Source organism: Lawsonibacter sp. JLR.KK007, from assembly GCF_036941135.1.
GTDB lineage: Bacteria > Bacillota > Clostridia > Oscillospirales > Oscillospiraceae > Lawsonibacter.
Genome location: NZ_JAYWSY010000003.1, coordinates 106,761 through 122,414, shown reverse-complemented (window position 1 = coordinate 122,414; position 15,654 = coordinate 106,761). Strand labels below are relative to the sequence as shown.

Below are 15,654 nucleotides of genomic sequence, written 5' to 3'. Positions count from 1 at the left end.
CTTTTTGTCAGAAAAAGTCCAAAAATTTTCCATTTCCTCTTGCCAACCTCTGAATGGTATGCTATACTGAATTCGGTCGTAAGACCGCCTGTGCATATTTGTCCTTGCGCCGACGGCCGGGCCTCCTCCCGGCCGTTGTAAACAAACAACCGGACCCCCAGAGCTTCACTCGCTCCGGGGGTCCGTTTTTTTACTGCCCCAGACCATAAATCCGGTTGGCGTTCTGAAAGAACACCTGCTCCCAATGCTCCTCCGGCACCAGGCGCTGGATAAATCGAATGTACTCCTCCAGGTTGACGATGGGCCAGTCGGTTCCATACAGGATGTCGTCCCACTGGCCGATTGCGGTGAGCCAGGTGGTAAGCAGTCCCGCATAGCCCACCTGGGTCTGAAAATAGCGGTCAACGTCCACCCGGCCCTCCAGCAGGCCGGACAGGTCGGCGGCCACGTTGGGGTTTTTCTCCACCACCGCCGCGGCGCTCTCCAGGAAGGGGTTTCCAAAGTGACACATGACAAACCGGGTGCGCCGGTGGTCCGCCGCCACCTCGTCCAGCGTCAGGGGGTGGGCATACTTCAGATGGGCCCGGGGAAAGGCGGTGAGGCCCATATGAACGGCCACCGGCTTGTCATACCGGGCGGCCAGCTCATACACCGGCTCGTAGATGGGGTCGGACAGCCAAAGGCGGTTATAGCCCGGATACAGCTTCACGCCGCAGCATGTCTCCCGCTTCAGATTTTCCTCCACCCGGTCCGCCAAATCGGGGACAGGCCGCTCTCCCCGCCCCATCAGGGCGCTGTCCAGTCCGATGCAGTAGTGGAACAGACCGGCGGGGTAGTCGTGGTAGGAGGGTTCCAGGCTGTGGTTGCCCATCACCACCCCATGGACTATACCCAGCTTCCCATAGACCTGCCGCAGATGCTCCGTGGAGTTCTGGTGGCCCACCGCCTCCGCCATCGCGTCCGTATCGGGCGCGGCGGGAAACAGGTGCAGATGTGCGTCAATGATCCTCATGCCGGCCGCTCCTTTACCGCCACTGCCGACGCAGGGCGTCGATGTCCTCGTTTTTCTTCAGCAGTACCCCCAGATAGGGGACCTCCTTCACGATGCGGCGCACATCCACCCCGCCGTGCTGAAGGGCCTGAATCCAGTCGATGATCTCGCTGGTGGAGGGCTTTTTCTTGATCTGCGGCAGGTTCCGGATCTTATAAAACGCCTCCAGCACCTGGGTGAGCAGACGCTCGTCAATGTCGGGATAGTGGACGCGGACGATCTCCGCCATCAGCTCCCGGTCTGGGAATTCGATGTAGTGGAACACGCACCGGCGCAGGAACGCATCCGGCAGCTCTTTCTCCGCGTTGGAGGTGATGATCACCACCGGTCGGTGTTTGGCCCGGACCGTCCGGCCGGTCTCCGGGATGTGGAACTCCATCCGGTCCAGCTCCCACAGCAGGTCATTGGGGAATTCCAGGTCCGCTTTATCGATCTCGTCGATCAGGAGGATCACCTGCTCGTCATCGGTAAAGGCCTCCCCCAACTTGCCCAGCTTAACATACTTCTCAATGTCGTCCACCCCCTGGCCGCCGAATTGACTGTCGTACAGGCGCTGGACCACGTCGTAGACGTACAGGCCGTCCTGGGCCTTGGTGGTGGACTTGATGTTCCAGATGATCAGCTTCTTGCCCAGCCCCTGAGAGATGGCCTCCGCCAGCATGGTCTTCCCGGTGCCAGGCTCCCCCTTGATCAGCAGGGGTTTTTGCAGCACCATAGCGATGTTGGCCGCACGGAGCAGCTCCTCTGAGGCCACATAGCGTTCGCTTCCTTTAAACTCACCCATTTCCAGTTCCTCCTCTGTGATGCACAGCGTCTGCAGATATTATAGCCGATTCGTTTGAAAAAGGGAATAGAAAAACCGCGCTTTTCCTCCATTGGACGCAGACGGGTGTCAGTGATGTTCACGCAGCCGCTCTTGTCCAGTCCGGATCAGCACCGCGATCCCGGTGGACGGGACCGCAATGACCGGTACCGCGGCCAAACGGCGCTCCACGCCCCACCCAAAGAAGAGGTATGGCGCTCCTCACCAAAATGCGCCCAGGCGCCCAGCAGTTGCAAACCGGGGCAGCGCCACCGTCTGTCCGTCCAGAAGGCCGGTTTTGATGTGCAGAGGGACCACGCTGTAGATGGCAGCACACTGAAACAGATCCATTCGCTGATTCCGCACAAAACAGCCCTCCTTCAGCCAATAAAAAATCCCGTTCCAGACGAACGGGATTTTTGTTTCTTACACCAGCTGGATGATGGCCATCTCGGCCGCGTCGCCGCGGCGGGGACCGATGCGGACGATGCGGGTATAGCCGCCGCTGCGCTCAGCGTACTTGGGACCCAGCTCCTTAAACAGCTTGTTGGCCACGTCCTCCTTGGTGATATAGGACAGCGCCTGGCGGTAGGAGGCCAGGGTGTTGGTCTTGGCCAGGGTGATCATCTTCTCAGCCACGGGAGCGACCTCCTTGGCACGGGTGACAGTGGTCTTGATCTGGCCGTTCTCCAGCAGATAGGTGACCATAGCGCGGAGCATAGCCCGGCGCTGGTCGCTGGTACGGCCCAGTTTACGGTTCTTCTGAGACATGGTAAACACTCCTTTGACCTCGCGTGGCGAGATCCGTCTGAATTCGTTCAGGTTCAACGGCCAAAGCCGCAGGGCAGGCGGAACGTTACATACGTCTGCCCTTTAGTTGTTCTCCTCGCTGGCCAGGGACAGGCCCATCATGGACAGCTTGTTGATGACCTCCTCCAAGGACTTGCGGCCCAGGTTCCGGACCTTCATCATCTCTTCCTCGGTCTTGGAGATCAGGTCCTCCACCGTGTTGATGTTGGCCCGCTTCAGGCAGTTGTAGGAGCGGACGGACAGGTCCATATCGTCGATGGTCATCTCCATCACCTTGTCCCGCTGGGCCTCCGCCTTCTCCACCACGGTGGAGCGGCTGCCCATGGTCTCAGACAGATCGGTGAACAGGGTGAAGTGGTCGCACAGAATCCGGGCCCCCAGAGAGACGGCGTCCCGGGCGTCGATGGTGCCGTTGGTCCACACCTCCAGCGTCAGCTTGTCGTAGTCCGTGGCGTCGCCTACACGGGTATTCTCCACCGTGTAGTTGACCTTGCGGACCGGGGTGTAGATGGAATCCACCGGGATGACCCCAATGATGGCCTGGGCAGGCTTATTCTTGTCGGCAGAGACGTAGCCCCGGCCGTGGGACAGAGTCAGCTCCATAGACAGGGCAGCGTCCGGACCCAGGGTGGCGATATGCAGATCCGGATTGAGGATCTCCACATCGGCGTCCGCCTTAATGTCGCCGGCGGTCACCTTGCACTCGCCGGCGGCCTCGATATGGACCGTCTTGGTGCCCTCGCTGTAGAGCTTGGCAATGATGCCCTTCACATTGAGGACAATCTCTGTCACATCCTCCTTCACGCCGGGGATGGTGGTAAACTCGTGCTGCACCCCGGAGATCTTGATGTTGGTCACCGCAGTGCCGGGCAGGGAGGACAGCAGAATCCGCCGCAGGGAGTTCCCCAAGGTCGTGCCGTAACCCCGCTCCAGCGGCTCCACCACGTATTTGCCGTAGGAGGCGTCGCCTGGATTTTCAATGCAATCAATGCGGGGCTTTTCAATTTCTATCATATGCTGGAATACCCTCCTTTTCTCGGCGGCGCTGGCGCGCCGCTTCATTCAGCTCACCAATATATGAGGGTTCTCTAAGTTTGTGCGCTCAAGCCGCTCCGGCCGAAGCCGGAGGACCGGAAATTACTTAGAATACAGCTCGACGATGAGGTGCTCTTCCACGGGGAAGTCGATGTCATCCCGGGTGGGCATGGCAGTGACGGTGCCCTGGAGGGTATTCTTGGTGCGGTCCAGCCACTTGGGTACGTTGACCACAGGGGCGTCCTCGCCGGTCAGGCGCTTAAACTTGACGGAGGAACGGCTCTTCTCCCGGACCTCGATCACGTCGCCCACCTTGACCAGGTAGGAGGGGATGTCCACCCGCTGGCCGTTGACGGTGAAGTGGCCGTGGGTGGTGAGCTGGCGGGCCTCACGCCGGGTCATGGCGAAGCCCAGGCGGTACACCACGTTGTCCAGGCGGCGCTCAATGAGGGTGAGCAGGTTCTCGCCCGTCTTGCCCTGCATCCGGGAAGCCTTCTCATAGTACATATGGAACTGCTTCTCCATGATGCCGTAGACAAACTTGACCTTCTGCTTCTCGGTCAGCTGCATGGCGTACTCAGACTGCTTCTTGCGCATCTGGCCCTTGGGGTTGCGGTTGGTCGTTTTCTTGGCATAGCCCATGGCGGCGGGGGACAGGTTCAGCGCCTTGCACCGCTTGGCGATGGGCTGCATATTTCTAGCCATCTGTCAAAACCTCCTTCACTTGATCAGACGCGGCGGCGCTTCGGGGGCCGGCAGCCGTTGTGGGGAACGGGGGTTACGTCCTTGATGAGGGTGACCTCCAGGCCCACGGCCTGCAGCGCCCGGATGGCAGCCTCACGGCCCTGACCGGGGCCCTTTACATAGACCTCGACGGTCTTCAGGCCATACTCCATCGCAGCCTTGGCGGCCGTCTCGGCGGCAGTCTGAGCGGCGTAGGGGGTGGATTTCCGGGAACCACGGAAGCCCAGGCCGCCGGAGGAGGCCCAGGACAGGGCGTTGCCCTGCGCGTCGGTGACGGTGACCATGGTGTTGTTGAAGGAGGAGCGGATATGCACCTGGCCCCTCTCTACGTTCTTGCGTTCGCGGCGCTTGCGCACCACTTTCTTACCTTTGTTCGCAGCCATGTGTATCCCTCCTTACTTCTTCTTATTGGCGACGGTACGCTTGGGACCCTTGCGGGTACGGGCGTTGGTCTTGGACCGCTGGCCCCGGACGGGCAGCCCCTTGCGGTGGCGGATGCCCCGGTAGCAGCCGATTTCGGTCAGCCGCTTGATGTCCATCGCCACGTTGCGGCGCAGGTCGCCCTCCACAGTGTAGTCGTGGAGCACCTCGCGCAGCTTGGCCTCGTCCTCCTCGGTGAGGTCCTTTACGCGGGTGTCGGGATTTACCCCAGCCTTGGCCAGGATCTTGTTGGCGCTGGTGCGCCCAATGCCGTAGATATAAGTGAGGCCGATCTCGATTCTCTTCTCTCTCGGCAGGTCAATACCGGCTAAACGAGCCATTTTTTACAGCACCTCCATTATCCTTGTCTCTGCTTATGCTTGGGGTTTTCGCAAATTACCATGACTTTGCCCTTGCGCTTGATGACTTTGCACTTCTCGCACATGGGCTTCACGGACGGTCTGACTTTCATTGTTAAAACCTCCTGAATGCCTGAACGGCCCCGGTGGATCGGAGGCAAGGCCCCGTCCATCCGGTCGTTGATAGTTACTTGGAACGCCAGGTGATTCTTCCCCTGGTCAGGTCGTAGGGTGACATCTGAATGGTCACCTTGTCGCCGGGCAGGATGCGGATAAAGTTCATCCGCAGCTTGCCGGAAATATGTGCCAGGATGATGTGTCCGTTTCCAATATCCACGTGGAACGTGGTGTTGGGCAGGGCCTCGGTGACGACGCCCTCCAATTCGATCATATCGTCTTTAGCCAAGCGTAGATCCCTCCTTGAAGGCGGCCAGCGCCCGTCTCAATGCCCGGTCGGAGACCGGTTCTCCCTCTCGCAGACTGTGGACCACGGGGTGGTCATACATGTGCAGCTGGTCAGTCAGGCGCCAGACATGGCCCAGCTTTTTGGCCTTGGGGCGGAACACCTTGCGGCGCTTCCCGTCGGCCAGCAGCAGCCTCTGTCCTTCCTGATCCACACCCACTACGCAGAAGATCCCGTTCTTGTCCCGTCCGGCATTGGCCCGGACGATCCAGCCTGTGTAGTCATACATAGGCCCCGTCCTCCGTGACGGTGAGCACCTCGGGGCCATCCTCGGTAATGAGGATGGTGTTCTCATAGTGGGCGGTGAGGGAACCGTCCTGGGACACGGTGGTCCACTTGTCGGGCAGCACCTTCACATGCCAGTCCCCGGCGCACACCATGGGTTCCACGGCGATGGTCATCCCTGGCTGAAGCCGGGGGCCGTGGCCGGCAGGGCCGAAGTTGCGCACCTCAGGGGGCTCGTGTATCTTCGCGCCCACTCCATGGCCCACAAAGTCCCGGACCACAGAGTAGCCGAAGGACTCCACATAATCCTGGACTGCCTGCCCGATGTCGCTCACCCTGCAACCCCGGCGGGCCATTTGAATGCCCTCCCAGAAGCTCTGCTGGGTGACCTGAACAAGCCTCATGGCCTCTTCGCTCACCTGGCCGCAGGGGTAGGTGGCGGCACAGTCCCCGTGGAAGCCGCCGATGTAGGCGCCTACGTCCACACTGACGATGTCGCCCTCCTTCAGCTTCCGGGGGCCGGGAATGCCATGGATGACCTCCTCGTTGACGGAGATGCAGGCGGAGGCGGGAAAGCCGCCATAGCCCAAAAAGGAGGGTTTTGCCCCATGGCTCTCAATAAAGCGGCGGACTGCCCGGTCGATCTCGTGGGTGGTGACCCCGGGACGGACCATAGAACCGGCCAGCGCCCGGGCCTGGGCGGTCAGCCGCCCGGCCCGGCGCATGGCCTCAATTTCCCGCGGGGATTTCAGTGATATCATTTCCAGCGCCATCAGAGTCCCAGCGCCTCCATGATCACCTGGTTGGTCCCTTCGATGGTGTCTTGATTGGCCACCGGAGCCAGGATTCCTTTCCCCTCGTAGAAGCCCTTCAGGGGCTCCGTCTCCTCGTGGTAGACCGCCAGGCGCTCCCGGACGGTCTCCGCCCGGTCATCCTCCCGCTGGACCAGGGGTCCGCCGCAGGAGTCGCACACGCCCTCCGCCTTGGGGGGCTTAGCCTTCACGTGGTAGGGGGCGCCGCAGCTCTGGCACACCCGCCGTCCGGACATGCGCTCCTCGATCTCCCCGTCGGAGATCTCAATGGACAGCACATGGTCAAAGGTCACACCGGCCTGATCGAGGGCCTCGGCCTGGCCGATGGTGCGGGGCACGCCGTCCAGGATGAAGCCTTTTTCGCAGTCAGGCTGCGCCAGCCGCTGGGCCACGATGCCGATGATCACGGCGTCGGGCACCAGCTTGCCGGCATCCATATAGCGCTTGGCCTCCAAACCGGTGGGAGTGCCCTCCTTGATGGCGGCCCGAAGGATGTTTCCCGTGGAAATGGTAGGGATTCCCAGCTTGGCGCTGAGGATCTCGGCCTGGGTCCCTTTGCCGGCGCCGGGGGCGCCCAGCAGGATCAGTTTCATACCCATAGCCGCCACTCCTTACTCCAGGAAGCCCTTGTAATGCCGCATGAGCATCTGGGCCTCCATCTGTTTCACAGTCTCCAGGGCAACGCCCACCACAATGATCACCGAGGTGCCGCCGATGGCCAGGGAGCTGTACCTCACCAGATTGCCGGTGATGATGGGGGCGATGGCAATCACGGACAGGTACAGGGCACCGAACATGGTGATCTTGTTGAGCACGCGCATGAGGAAGTCGATGGTGGGCTTGCCGGGCCGCAGGCCGGGAATAAAGCCGCCATTCTTCTTCAGGTTGTTGGCCACCTCAACGGGGTTGAAGGCCATGGTGGAGTAGAAGTAGCTGAAGCCCACGATCAGCAGGAAATACAGGATGCTGTAGAAGGGCTTGGTGGTGTCGAACAGCCGCATCATGCCGCCGCCGAAGCCCTCGCTCTCCGAGGTAATCCCCATAAAGCCGCACACCGTGGCGGGCAGGGAAGCGATGGCCTGGGCGAAGATGATGGGCATAACGCCCGCCATGCTCACCTTCATGGGGATGTGGGTGGACTGGCCGCCATACATCTTTCGGCCGACGACCCGCTTGGCGTACTGCACCGGGATGCGGCGCTCGGCGTTGTTGATATAGACGATGAAGACCACCAGAGCCAGCATGCCGATCACCACCAGAGCGATGATCCAGGGAGCCAGCGCGCCCTGGCTGAGGGCGTCGATATAGCTCCGGGCGACCTCCTCGGTCATCCCCTCGTTCTCGGCCATCAGGGACTCGGTGCTCATGCCCTGGACGGTGATCCAGCGCTGCAGGCCGTTGATGCCGTCGATGCACATCCGGGGGAACCGGGAGACGATGCCGGCGAACAGGATGATGGAGATGCCGTTGCCGATACCGAACTCGGTGATCTGCTCACCCAGCCACATCAGGAAGGCGGAGCCGGCGGTGAAGGACAGCACGATCACCAGTCCCACCCAAACGCCGGGCAGCGCGCCGCCGTTGACCAGGCCGTAGCCGTTGACCAGGCTGTAGTAGCCGAAGCCCTGGAGCAGAGCGATGGCCACGGTGGTGTACCGGGTGATGGAGGCGATCTTCTTGCGGCCCTCCTCGCCGCCGTCACGGGCCATGCGCTCCAAGGCAGGAATGGCCACGGTCAGCAGCTGGATGATGATGGAGCTGTTGATATAGGGCTGGATGGACAGGGCAAATACCGTAGCCATGGAGAAGGCGGAACCGTTCATGGCGTTCATCAGGCTCAGGATGGTGCCGCTCTGGCTGTCCAGATACTGCTGGAGGGCATTGCCGTCAATATAGGGCACCGGGATAGCGGAGCCGAGGCGGAAGATGAGCAGCGCCATAATGGTGAACAGCATCTTCTTCTTCAGCTCGGGCACCCGCCAGGCGTTGCGGATGGTCTGAATCATGGTCAGACCACCTCCCACTTACCGCCGGCAGCCACGATTTTTTCCTTGGCGGAGGCGGAGAAAGCGGAAGCCTTTACAATCAGTTTCTTGGACAGTTCGCCATTGCCCAGGATCTTTACGCCGTACTGGCACTTGGTCAGAATGCCCTTTGCCCGCAGCATATCGACATCCACCGTGGCGCCGTCCTCGAATTTCTCCAGGGCGGAGACATTGACGGTCTCCAGAGGCTTGGCAAAAATGTTGTGGAAGCCCCGCTTGGGCAGGCGGCGGGCCAGAGGCATCTGGCCGCCCTCAAAGCCTACGCGGACGCCGCCGCCGGAACGGGCCCACTGGCCCTTGTGGCCCCGGCCGGCGGTCTTGCCGTTGCCGGAACCGGCGCCCCGGCCCTTGCGGTAGGGCTTGGTGTTGGAGCCGGGGGCGGGGGAAAGTTCATGCAGATTCATGTCGTGCGCCTCCTCGTTAGTTTTCCTCGGACACCTGGAGCAGGTAGCCGATGTGGGCGATCTTGCCGCGGGTAGCCTGGTTGTCGGGCTGCACGGTGGTATCGCCGATCTTGCGGAGGCCCAGGGCCTCGGCGGTCGCCTTGTGCTTGGCGATGCGGCCGTTCAGGCTCTTGACCAGCTTAATGTTCAGATTAGCCATTTTTGACCCTCCTTAACCCAAGATCTCTTCCACGCTCTTGCCGCGGACGCGGGCCACTTCCTCGGGGGTGCGCAGGGACTTCAGGCCCTCGAAGGTGGCGGAGACCACGTTCTGCGGATTGTTGGAGCGCAGGCACTTGGTACGGATGTCCTTGATGCCGATGGCTTCCATCACGGCACGGACAGGGCCGCCGGCGATGACGCCGGTACCGGGGGCGGCAGGCTTCATCAGCACCCGGCCGGCGCCGAACTCGCCAATCACCTCGTGGGGGATGGTGGTGCCGGACAGGGACACGTTGATCATGTTCTTCTTGGCATCCTCGATGCCCTTGCGGATGGCCTCGGGGACCTCAGCGGCCTTGCCCAGGCCGAAGCCCACGCGGCCCTTCTCGTCGCCCACCACCATCAGGGCGGAGAACTTGGCCACACGGCCGCCCTTGACGGTCTTGGATACGCGGTTCAGATAGACCAGCTTTTCGACAAACTCGCTGGGCTCTCTCTCAAATCTAGCCATTTGTTACTTCCTCCTCCCTTAGAACTGCAGGCCGCCCTCGCGGGCGCCCTCGGCCAGAGCCTTCACGCGGCCGTGGTATACATAGCCGCCGCGGTCGAACACCACGGTCTCGATGCCCTTGGCCTTGGCCCGCTGGGCCACGTTGACGCCCACCTGCTTGGCGGCGTCGGACTTGGTGCCCTCCACCTTGAAGTCCTTCTCCAGGGAAGAGGCGGAGACCAGGGTGACGCCGTTCACATCGTCAATGATCTGGGCATAGATGTTCGTCTCGCTGCGGAACACGTTGAGGCGGGGACGCTCGGGCGTGCCGGAAATCTTAGCACGCACGCGCTTATGGCGCTTAAGCCGCTGAGAGCGGGTATCGGGTCGGTTGATCATAAGTGGCACACCTCCTTTTACTTCTTGGCGCCGGTCTTACCAGCCTTGCGGCGGATGACCTCGTCAGTATACTTGATGCCCTTGCCCTTGTAGGGTTCGGGGGGACGCTTCTCGCGCACTTCGGCGGCAAACTGGCCCACCTTCTGCTTGTCGCAGCCGTGGATAATGATCTTGTTGGGGGAGGGGACCTCGATGGTGATGCCGTCCTTCTCCTCCACGATCACCTGGTGGGAATACCCCAGGTTCATGACCAGCTTATTGCCCTCCTTGGCCACACGGTAGCCCACGCCGTTCACGTCCAGCTCCTTCTTGAAGCCGTCGGTCACGCCCACTACCATGTTGTGCAGCAGAGTGCGGGTCAGGCCGTGCAGGGAACGGTTCTCCTTGGCGTCGTTGGGACGGGTGACCTTCAGCTCAGCGCCCTCGACCGCGATGGTCATGTTGGAGCTGAACTGCTGTGTCAGGGCGCCTTTGGGGCCCTTGACGGTGACAACGTTGTTGTCCTCTACCTTGATCTCCACTCCGGCGGGAATGGCGATAGGAGCTCTACCAATTCTGGACATATCCTATAACCCTCCTTACCAGATAAATGCCAGGACTTCGCCGCCGACATGGGCCTCGCGGGCCTTCTTGTCGGTCATGACGCCCTTGGACGTGGAAACAATGGCGATACCCAGGCCGCGCAGGACCTTGGGCAGCTCGTCGGCGCCGGCGTACACCCGCAGACCGGGCTTGGACACCCGCTTCAGGCCGGAGATGACCTTCTCCTTGCCGGCGTTGTACTTCAGGGCGATGCGGATGACGCCCTGGGTGCCGTCGTCGATGAGCTGGAAGTTCTTGATATACCCCTCGTCCAGCAGGATCTGCGCGATGGACTTCTTCATGTTGGACGCGGGCACATCCACGGTGTCATGCTTGGCGTTGTTCGCGTTGCGGATGCGGGTCAGCATATCCGCGATCGGGTCGGTGATTTGCATGCGTGTTTACCTCCTATAAAGATTACCGGTTTTGGCCGGTATAGACGGCAAGGTATCGCAGGTTAGGTCCTTCCTGCGACCTGTTGACCGCCTTCGCGCCTGGTTGGGGCAGGCGCATTGTTCATACGGAAGCCTTGCTGGAGCCTGTACACGTAGGCCGGAGCATACGCTTCCTATCAAAACCGCCGGAGCGGAGTTGACCGGGGTTTGTCCCCCCTGGGATCATGGCAGCCCGCGGCCGCACCTTTATATGTTACAAGGCACGGGCAGTCCAAATCCCGCGGCCACGGCACTTTCCCGGAATACCGGGAGTTTTCATGGGCGCGGGCGGAAACGCACGGCTGCGTGTAAAGCATTTTGCCCATTGGGACACAACGATTGATTATACTCCCACAAAATCAGTTTTGCAAGGAAAATTTCGCAGGAACACACGAGTGCGTGGATAGAGATGTGCCGGAACAGCACTCTTCAGCGCCGTTCCGGACACATAACACTCTCTTTACCAGGACGCCTTGCGCACGCCGGGGATCTGGCCCTTGTAGGCCAGCTCACGGAAGCAGATACGGCAGATACCGTAGTCCCGGAGGTAGGCGTGGGGGCGGCCGCACAGCTTGCAGCGGTTGTAGCGGCGGGAGGAGAACTTGGGCTCCTTCTGCTGCTTCAGAATCATCGATTTCTTAGCCATAATTCTCCTCCTCCTTAGCGGCCGGCGAAGGGAGCGCCCACCAGCTTCAGCAGCTCACGGGCCTCCTCATCGGTCTGGGCGGTGGTGCAAACCACGATGTCCATGCCGCGGATCTTGTCGATCTTGTCATACTCGATCTCGGGGAAGATCAGCTGCTCCTTCACGCCCAGGGCGTAGTTGCCGCGGCCGTCAAAGGCGTCAGCGGAGATGCCCCGGAAGTCGCGGACGCGGGGCAGGGCCACGTTGAACAGGCGGTCCAGAAACTCCCACATCTTGTTGCCCCGCAGAGTGACCTTGGCGCCGATGGGCATGCCCTCACGGAGCTTAAAGTTGGCCACAGACTTCTTGGCCTTGGTGATGATGGCCTTCTGGCCGGTGATGGTGGTCAGGTCGTTGACCACAGCGTCCAGCACCTTGGCGTTCTCCCGGGCCTCGCTGCAGCCCACGTTGACCACGATCTTCTCCAGGCGGGGGATCTGCATGGTGGACTTGTAGCCGAACTTCTGCATCAGAGCAGGAGCGACCTCGTCCTGATACAGCTTCTTCAGGTTAGGCACTTTCTTTTCCTCTGCCATTTCGATTCACTCCTCCTCTCTCAGATTTCAGCGCCGCACTTCTTGCAGATGCGGATGCTGACATTCTTCTCTTTGCCGTTGACCGTCTTCTTCTCCACCCTGTGGGCGGGACGGGTGGGCTTGCCGCACTTGGGGCAGACATGCTGCACCTTGCAGGCGTAGATGGGAGCCTCCTTCTGGAGGATGCCCCCCTGCTCGCCCTGCTGGCGGGGCTTGGTGTGGCGGGAGACCATGTTGACCTTCTCCACGATCACCTTGCGCTGCTCAGGCATGACGGACATGACCTTGCCCTGCTTGCCCTTGTCCTTGCCGGACAGGACGACGACGGTGTCGCCGCTCTTGATACTCAGTTTGTTCATAGCTTACCCTCCCTTACAGCACTTCGGGAGCCAGAGACAGGATCTTCATATAGTCCTTGTCACGCAGCTCGCGGGCCACTGGGCCAAAGATACGGGTGCCGCGGGGGTTCTTGTCGTCGCGGATGAGCACAGCGGCGTTGTCGTCAAAACGGACATAGGAGCCGTCGGGACGGCGCACGCCCTTGGAGGAGCGGACGATGACGGCCTTAACCACTTCGCCCTTCTTCACGGTGCCGCCGGGCTGAGCCTTGCGGACGGAGGCCACGATCACGTCGCCGATATTGCCGAACTTCCGCTTGGAGCCGCCCAGCACCAGGATGGTCTTGATCTCCTTGGCGCCGGTGTTGTCGGCCACCTTCAAATAAGTTTCCTGCTGAATCATGCTGCCGACACCTCCTTATTTCGCCTTCTCGATGATCTCAACCACGCGCCACCGCTTGTCCTTGGACAGGGGACGGGTCTCCATAACCTTGACGCGGTCACCCACGCCGCACTGGTTGTTCTCATCATGAGCCTTCAGCTTATAGGTTCTCTTTACGATCTTCTTGTACAGAGGATGGGCCACGCGGTCGGCGATGGCGACCACAACGGTCTTATCCATCTTGTCCGAAACCACCAGGCCGACTCTGGTTTTTCTGGAAGAAGTTCTGTTTTCCATCTTCTATTCCTCCTCTTAGCGGCCTGCGAGCTGCTGCTCGCGGATGATGGTCTTGACCCGGGCGATATCCTTTTTCACTTCAGCGATGCGCAGGGGGTTGTCCAGCTGGTTGGTGGCGTGCTGAAGGCGGAGATTAAACAGGTCCTTCTTCAGGTCCACCAGCTTGGTCTCCAGCTCTGCGGCGGACATTTTCCGAACTTCCTTAGCCTGCATTACGCTTCACCACCCTTCTCAGTCTCCTCGCGCTTGATGATCTTGCACTTGACAGGCAGCTTGTGGCTGGCCAGGCGGAGAGCCTCCTTAGCGGTCTCCTCAGTGACGCCGGCGATCTCGAACATGACCCGGCCGGGCTTGACCACGGCCACCCAATACTCGGGGGAACCCTTACCGGAACCCATGCGGGTCTCGGCGGGCTTCTCAGTGACGGGCTTATCGGGGAAAATCTTGATCCAGACCTTACCTCCACGCTTGGTGTGGCGGGTCATGGCGACACGGGCCGCCTCGATCTGGTTGCTGGTGATCCACGCGGGCTCAACGGCCTGCAGGCCGTACTCGCCGTAGCTGACAAAGTTGCCCCGGCTGGCCTTGCCCTTCAGGCGGCCGCGGTGGACGCGGCGGTATTTTACGCGCTTAGGGAGCAGCATTACTGAGCGCCTCCTTCCTTCGGAGTGTTGTCCCCGGCAGGACGGGGGCCACGGTTGTTGTTGAAGCTGCCCTGACCGGCGGGACGGGGACCGCGGTCACGGTTGAAGCCGCCGCCCTGGCGGTCACGGTTAAAGCCGCCCCGGCGGTCGTCCCGGCGGCGGGGCCGGTCACGGCGCTCCTGATAGGGCTTGCTGGTGTCCAGGGTGCGGGGGGTGGTGCGCAGGGCCTGGGTCAGCACCTCGCCCTTGTAGATCCACACCTTGATGCCGATGCGGCCATAGGTGGTGGCGGCCTCCGCAAAGCCGTAGTCGATGTCGGCCCGGAGGGTCTGCAGGGGGATGGTGCCGTCGTGATAGTGCTCGGTGCGGGCGATCTCAGCGCCGCCCAGACGGCCGGAGCAGGAGGTCTTGATCCCCTTGGCGCCGGCGCGCATGGCGCGGCCCATAGAGTTCTTCATGGCCCGGCGGAAGGCGATGCGCTTCTCCAGCTGCTGGGCGATGTTCTCGGCCACCAGCTGAGCGTTGGTGTCCACGTCCCGGACCTCCACGATCTTCAGGTCCACGGCCTTGCCGGTGAGCTTCACCAGCTGGGCCTCGATCTTCTTGATGTCCTCGCCGCCCTTGCCAATGACCACGCCGGGACGGGCGCAATGCAGGTAGATGCGGACCTTGGCGTTATTGTCCCGCTCGATCTCGATCTTGGGGATACCGGCGCCGTAGAGGGTCTTTTTCAGATACTTGCGGATCTTCTGGTCCTCCACCAGCAGATCGCCCACCAGCTCGTTGCGGGCGTACCAGCGGGAGTCCCAATCCTTAATCACACCCACGCGCAGGCCGTGGGGATTCACTTTCTGTCCCATATCGTTCCTCCTCCCTTAGCGCTCGCTCACGGCGATGGTGACGTGAGAGGTACGCTTGTTGATCCGGTACGCGCGGCCCTGGGCCCGGGGCATGATGCGCTTGATGATGGGGCCGGGGTTGGCGTAGCAGGCGGACACGTACAGCTTCTCAGGGTCCATCTGGTGGTTGTTCTCCGCGTTGGCGGCGGCGCTCTTCAGCAGCTTGAGCACAGGCTCAGAGGCGGCCTTGGGGGTCTGCATCAGGATGGCGGTGGCCACACCCACATCCTTGCCCCGGATCAGGTCCAGGACGATCTTCACCTTACGGGGGGAGATCCGCAGATATTTCAGATTCGCTTTAGCTTCCATCTTCGTCTCTCCTCCTTACTTACCGGTCTTGCTGCCCGCGTGACCCCGGAAGGTGCGGGTGGGCACGAACTCGCCCAGCTTGTGGCCCACCATGTCCTCGGTGACATAGACGGGCACGTGCTTGCGGCCATCGTGCACAGCAAAGGTGTGTCCCACGAAGGAGGGGAAGATGGTGGAGGCACGGCTCCAGGTCTTCAGAACCTTCTTCTCATTCTTTTTGTTCAGCTCATCAACCCGCTTCAGCAGCTCGGGGGCGCAAAAGGGGCCTTTCTTAACGCTTCTGCTCAT

30 protein-coding genes are annotated in these 15,654 nt (G+C 61.2%); all 30 read right to left on the bottom strand.

The window, feature by feature from the left end; all coding sequences use genetic code 11:
• Window positions 1-190: 190 nt before the first annotated feature.
• The 30 genes from VV088_RS18770 to rpsS all read right to left on the bottom strand — a co-directional run bounded on the left by VV088_RS18770 (window position 191) and on the right by rpsS (window position 15,654).
• Window positions 191-1,012 (bottom strand): amidohydrolase family protein, encoded by an 822-nt coding sequence (locus tag VV088_RS18770; protein WP_334602187.1) that lies wholly within the window; start codon window positions 1,010-1,012, stop codon window positions 191-193.
• 13 nt (window positions 1,013-1,025) lie between these two features.
• On the bottom strand, window positions 1,026-1,835 hold the full coding sequence (locus VV088_RS18765) for an AAA family ATPase (RefSeq protein ID WP_325229021.1): 810 nt from the start codon (window positions 1,833-1,835) through the stop codon (window positions 1,026-1,028).
• 240 nt (window positions 1,836-2,075) lie between these two features.
• Entirely contained in the window at window positions 2,076-2,219 is a 144-nt protein-coding gene (locus tag VV088_RS18760; protein WP_334602186.1) for a hypothetical protein, read from the bottom strand.
• A 60-nt stretch (window positions 2,220-2,279) separates the two neighbouring features.
• Complete coding sequence (gene rplQ, locus VV088_RS18755; protein WP_325229027.1) at window positions 2,280-2,624, bottom strand: 50S ribosomal protein L17; 345 nt, start codon at window positions 2,622-2,624, stop codon at window positions 2,280-2,282.
• 102 nt (window positions 2,625-2,726) lie between these two features.
• Window positions 2,727-3,677: a DNA-directed RNA polymerase subunit alpha gene (locus VV088_RS18750; RefSeq protein WP_334602185.1), complete on the bottom strand. Its 951-nt coding sequence runs from the start codon at window positions 3,675-3,677 to the stop codon at window positions 2,727-2,729.
• A gap of 123 nt (window positions 3,678-3,800) precedes the next feature.
• Entirely contained in the window at window positions 3,801-4,403 is a 603-nt protein-coding gene (gene rpsD / locus VV088_RS18745; RefSeq protein WP_334602184.1) for a 30S ribosomal protein S4, read from the bottom strand.
• A 23-nt stretch (window positions 4,404-4,426) separates the two neighbouring features.
• Window positions 4,427-4,825 (bottom strand): 30S ribosomal protein S11, encoded by a 399-nt coding sequence (gene rpsK / locus VV088_RS18740; RefSeq protein ID WP_023346489.1) that lies wholly within the window; start codon window positions 4,823-4,825, stop codon window positions 4,427-4,429.
• 12 nt (window positions 4,826-4,837) lie between these two features.
• Entirely contained in the window at window positions 4,838-5,203 is a 366-nt protein-coding gene (rpsM, locus tag VV088_RS18735) for a 30S ribosomal protein S13 (RefSeq protein ID WP_251317595.1), read from the bottom strand.
• A 17-nt stretch (window positions 5,204-5,220) separates the two neighbouring features.
• A complete protein-coding gene (gene rpmJ, locus VV088_RS18730; RefSeq protein ID WP_008982609.1) occupies window positions 5,221-5,334 on the bottom strand; it encodes a 50S ribosomal protein L36 in 114 nt (37 codons plus the stop codon).
• Window positions 5,335-5,408: 74 nt separating this feature from the next.
• Window positions 5,409-5,627, bottom strand: coding sequence for a translation initiation factor IF-1 (infA, locus tag VV088_RS18725; RefSeq protein ID WP_023346491.1), 219 nt, complete (start codon window positions 5,625-5,627; stop codon window positions 5,409-5,411).
• The gene (locus VV088_RS18720; RefSeq protein WP_334602183.1) at window positions 5,620-5,913 is read right to left on the bottom strand and encodes a KOW domain-containing RNA-binding protein; all 294 of its coding nucleotides are present in this window, start codon (window positions 5,911-5,913) and stop codon (window positions 5,620-5,622) included. Before VV088_RS18720 ends, infA begins: the two co-directional genes overlap by 8 nt.
• On the bottom strand, window positions 5,906-6,670 hold the full coding sequence (map, locus tag VV088_RS18715; protein ID WP_334602860.1) for a type I methionyl aminopeptidase: 765 nt from the start codon (window positions 6,668-6,670) through the stop codon (window positions 5,906-5,908). The genes VV088_RS18720 and map overlap by 8 nt, the downstream gene beginning before the upstream one ends.
• A gap of 11 nt (window positions 6,671-6,681) precedes the next feature.
• Window positions 6,682-7,314 (bottom strand): adenylate kinase, encoded by a 633-nt coding sequence (locus VV088_RS18710; RefSeq protein WP_334602859.1) that lies wholly within the window; start codon window positions 7,312-7,314, stop codon window positions 6,682-6,684.
• Window positions 7,315-7,332: 18 nt separating this feature from the next.
• Complete coding sequence (gene secY / locus VV088_RS18705; protein WP_334602182.1) at window positions 7,333-8,727, bottom strand: preprotein translocase subunit SecY; 1,395 nt, start codon at window positions 8,725-8,727, stop codon at window positions 7,333-7,335.
• Between the two features lie 2 nt (window positions 8,728-8,729).
• Window positions 8,730-9,170 (bottom strand): 50S ribosomal protein L15, encoded by a 441-nt coding sequence (rplO, locus tag VV088_RS18700; RefSeq protein ID WP_334602181.1) that lies wholly within the window; start codon window positions 9,168-9,170, stop codon window positions 8,730-8,732.
• A 16-nt stretch (window positions 9,171-9,186) separates the two neighbouring features.
• Window positions 9,187-9,369, bottom strand: a complete 183-nt coding sequence (gene rpmD, locus VV088_RS18695; protein WP_160637778.1) for a 50S ribosomal protein L30 — start codon at window positions 9,367-9,369, stop codon at window positions 9,187-9,189.
• A gap of 12 nt (window positions 9,370-9,381) precedes the next feature.
• The gene (gene rpsE / locus VV088_RS18690; RefSeq protein WP_300765201.1) at window positions 9,382-9,882 is read right to left on the bottom strand and encodes a 30S ribosomal protein S5; all 501 of its coding nucleotides are present in this window, start codon (window positions 9,880-9,882) and stop codon (window positions 9,382-9,384) included.
• An 18-nt stretch (window positions 9,883-9,900) separates the two neighbouring features.
• Window positions 9,901-10,260, bottom strand: coding sequence for a 50S ribosomal protein L18 (gene rplR, locus VV088_RS18685; protein WP_334602180.1), 360 nt, complete (start codon window positions 10,258-10,260; stop codon window positions 9,901-9,903).
• Window positions 10,261-10,277: 17 nt separating this feature from the next.
• Window positions 10,278-10,823, bottom strand: coding sequence for a 50S ribosomal protein L6 (gene rplF, locus VV088_RS18680; RefSeq protein WP_334602179.1), 546 nt, complete (start codon window positions 10,821-10,823; stop codon window positions 10,278-10,280).
• A gap of 15 nt (window positions 10,824-10,838) precedes the next feature.
• Window positions 10,839-11,237 (bottom strand): 30S ribosomal protein S8, encoded by a 399-nt coding sequence (gene rpsH / locus VV088_RS18675; protein WP_023346501.1) that lies wholly within the window; start codon window positions 11,235-11,237, stop codon window positions 10,839-10,841.
• A 499-nt stretch (window positions 11,238-11,736) separates the two neighbouring features.
• A complete protein-coding gene (locus VV088_RS18670; RefSeq protein ID WP_023346502.1) occupies window positions 11,737-11,922 on the bottom strand; it encodes a type Z 30S ribosomal protein S14 in 186 nt (61 codons plus the stop codon).
• 14 nt (window positions 11,923-11,936) lie between these two features.
• Window positions 11,937-12,497, bottom strand: coding sequence for a 50S ribosomal protein L5 (gene rplE, locus VV088_RS18665; protein ID WP_334602178.1), 561 nt, complete (start codon window positions 12,495-12,497; stop codon window positions 11,937-11,939).
• A 20-nt stretch (window positions 12,498-12,517) separates the two neighbouring features.
• A complete protein-coding gene (gene rplX / locus VV088_RS18660; protein WP_334602177.1) occupies window positions 12,518-12,856 on the bottom strand; it encodes a 50S ribosomal protein L24 in 339 nt (112 codons plus the stop codon).
• A 13-nt stretch (window positions 12,857-12,869) separates the two neighbouring features.
• Window positions 12,870-13,238, bottom strand: a complete 369-nt coding sequence (gene rplN / locus VV088_RS18655; RefSeq protein WP_023346505.1) for a 50S ribosomal protein L14 — start codon at window positions 13,236-13,238, stop codon at window positions 12,870-12,872.
• Window positions 13,239-13,253: 15 nt separating this feature from the next.
• Window positions 13,254-13,514 (bottom strand): 30S ribosomal protein S17, encoded by a 261-nt coding sequence (rpsQ, locus tag VV088_RS18650; protein WP_023346506.1) that lies wholly within the window; start codon window positions 13,512-13,514, stop codon window positions 13,254-13,256.
• Window positions 13,515-13,529: 15 nt separating this feature from the next.
• Complete coding sequence (rpmC, locus tag VV088_RS18645) at window positions 13,530-13,727, bottom strand: 50S ribosomal protein L29 (RefSeq protein WP_251317585.1); 198 nt, start codon at window positions 13,725-13,727, stop codon at window positions 13,530-13,532.
• Window positions 13,727-14,158, bottom strand: coding sequence for a 50S ribosomal protein L16 (rplP, locus tag VV088_RS18640; protein WP_334602176.1), 432 nt, complete (start codon window positions 14,156-14,158; stop codon window positions 13,727-13,729). The genes rpmC and rplP overlap by 1 nt, the downstream gene beginning before the upstream one ends.
• Complete coding sequence (rpsC, locus tag VV088_RS18635; protein WP_334602175.1) at window positions 14,158-15,018, bottom strand: 30S ribosomal protein S3; 861 nt, start codon at window positions 15,016-15,018, stop codon at window positions 14,158-14,160. Before rpsC ends, rplP begins: the two co-directional genes overlap by 1 nt.
• A 15-nt stretch (window positions 15,019-15,033) precedes the next feature.
• Window positions 15,034-15,366, bottom strand: a complete 333-nt coding sequence (rplV, locus tag VV088_RS18630) for a 50S ribosomal protein L22 (RefSeq protein ID WP_334602174.1) — start codon at window positions 15,364-15,366, stop codon at window positions 15,034-15,036.
• Window positions 15,367-15,381: 15 nt separating this feature from the next.
• Window positions 15,382-15,654 carry a 30S ribosomal protein S19 gene (rpsS, locus tag VV088_RS18625; protein WP_160663210.1) on the bottom strand — a complete coding sequence of 91 codons (273 nt, stop codon included), beginning with the start codon at window positions 15,652-15,654 and terminating at the stop codon, window positions 15,382-15,384.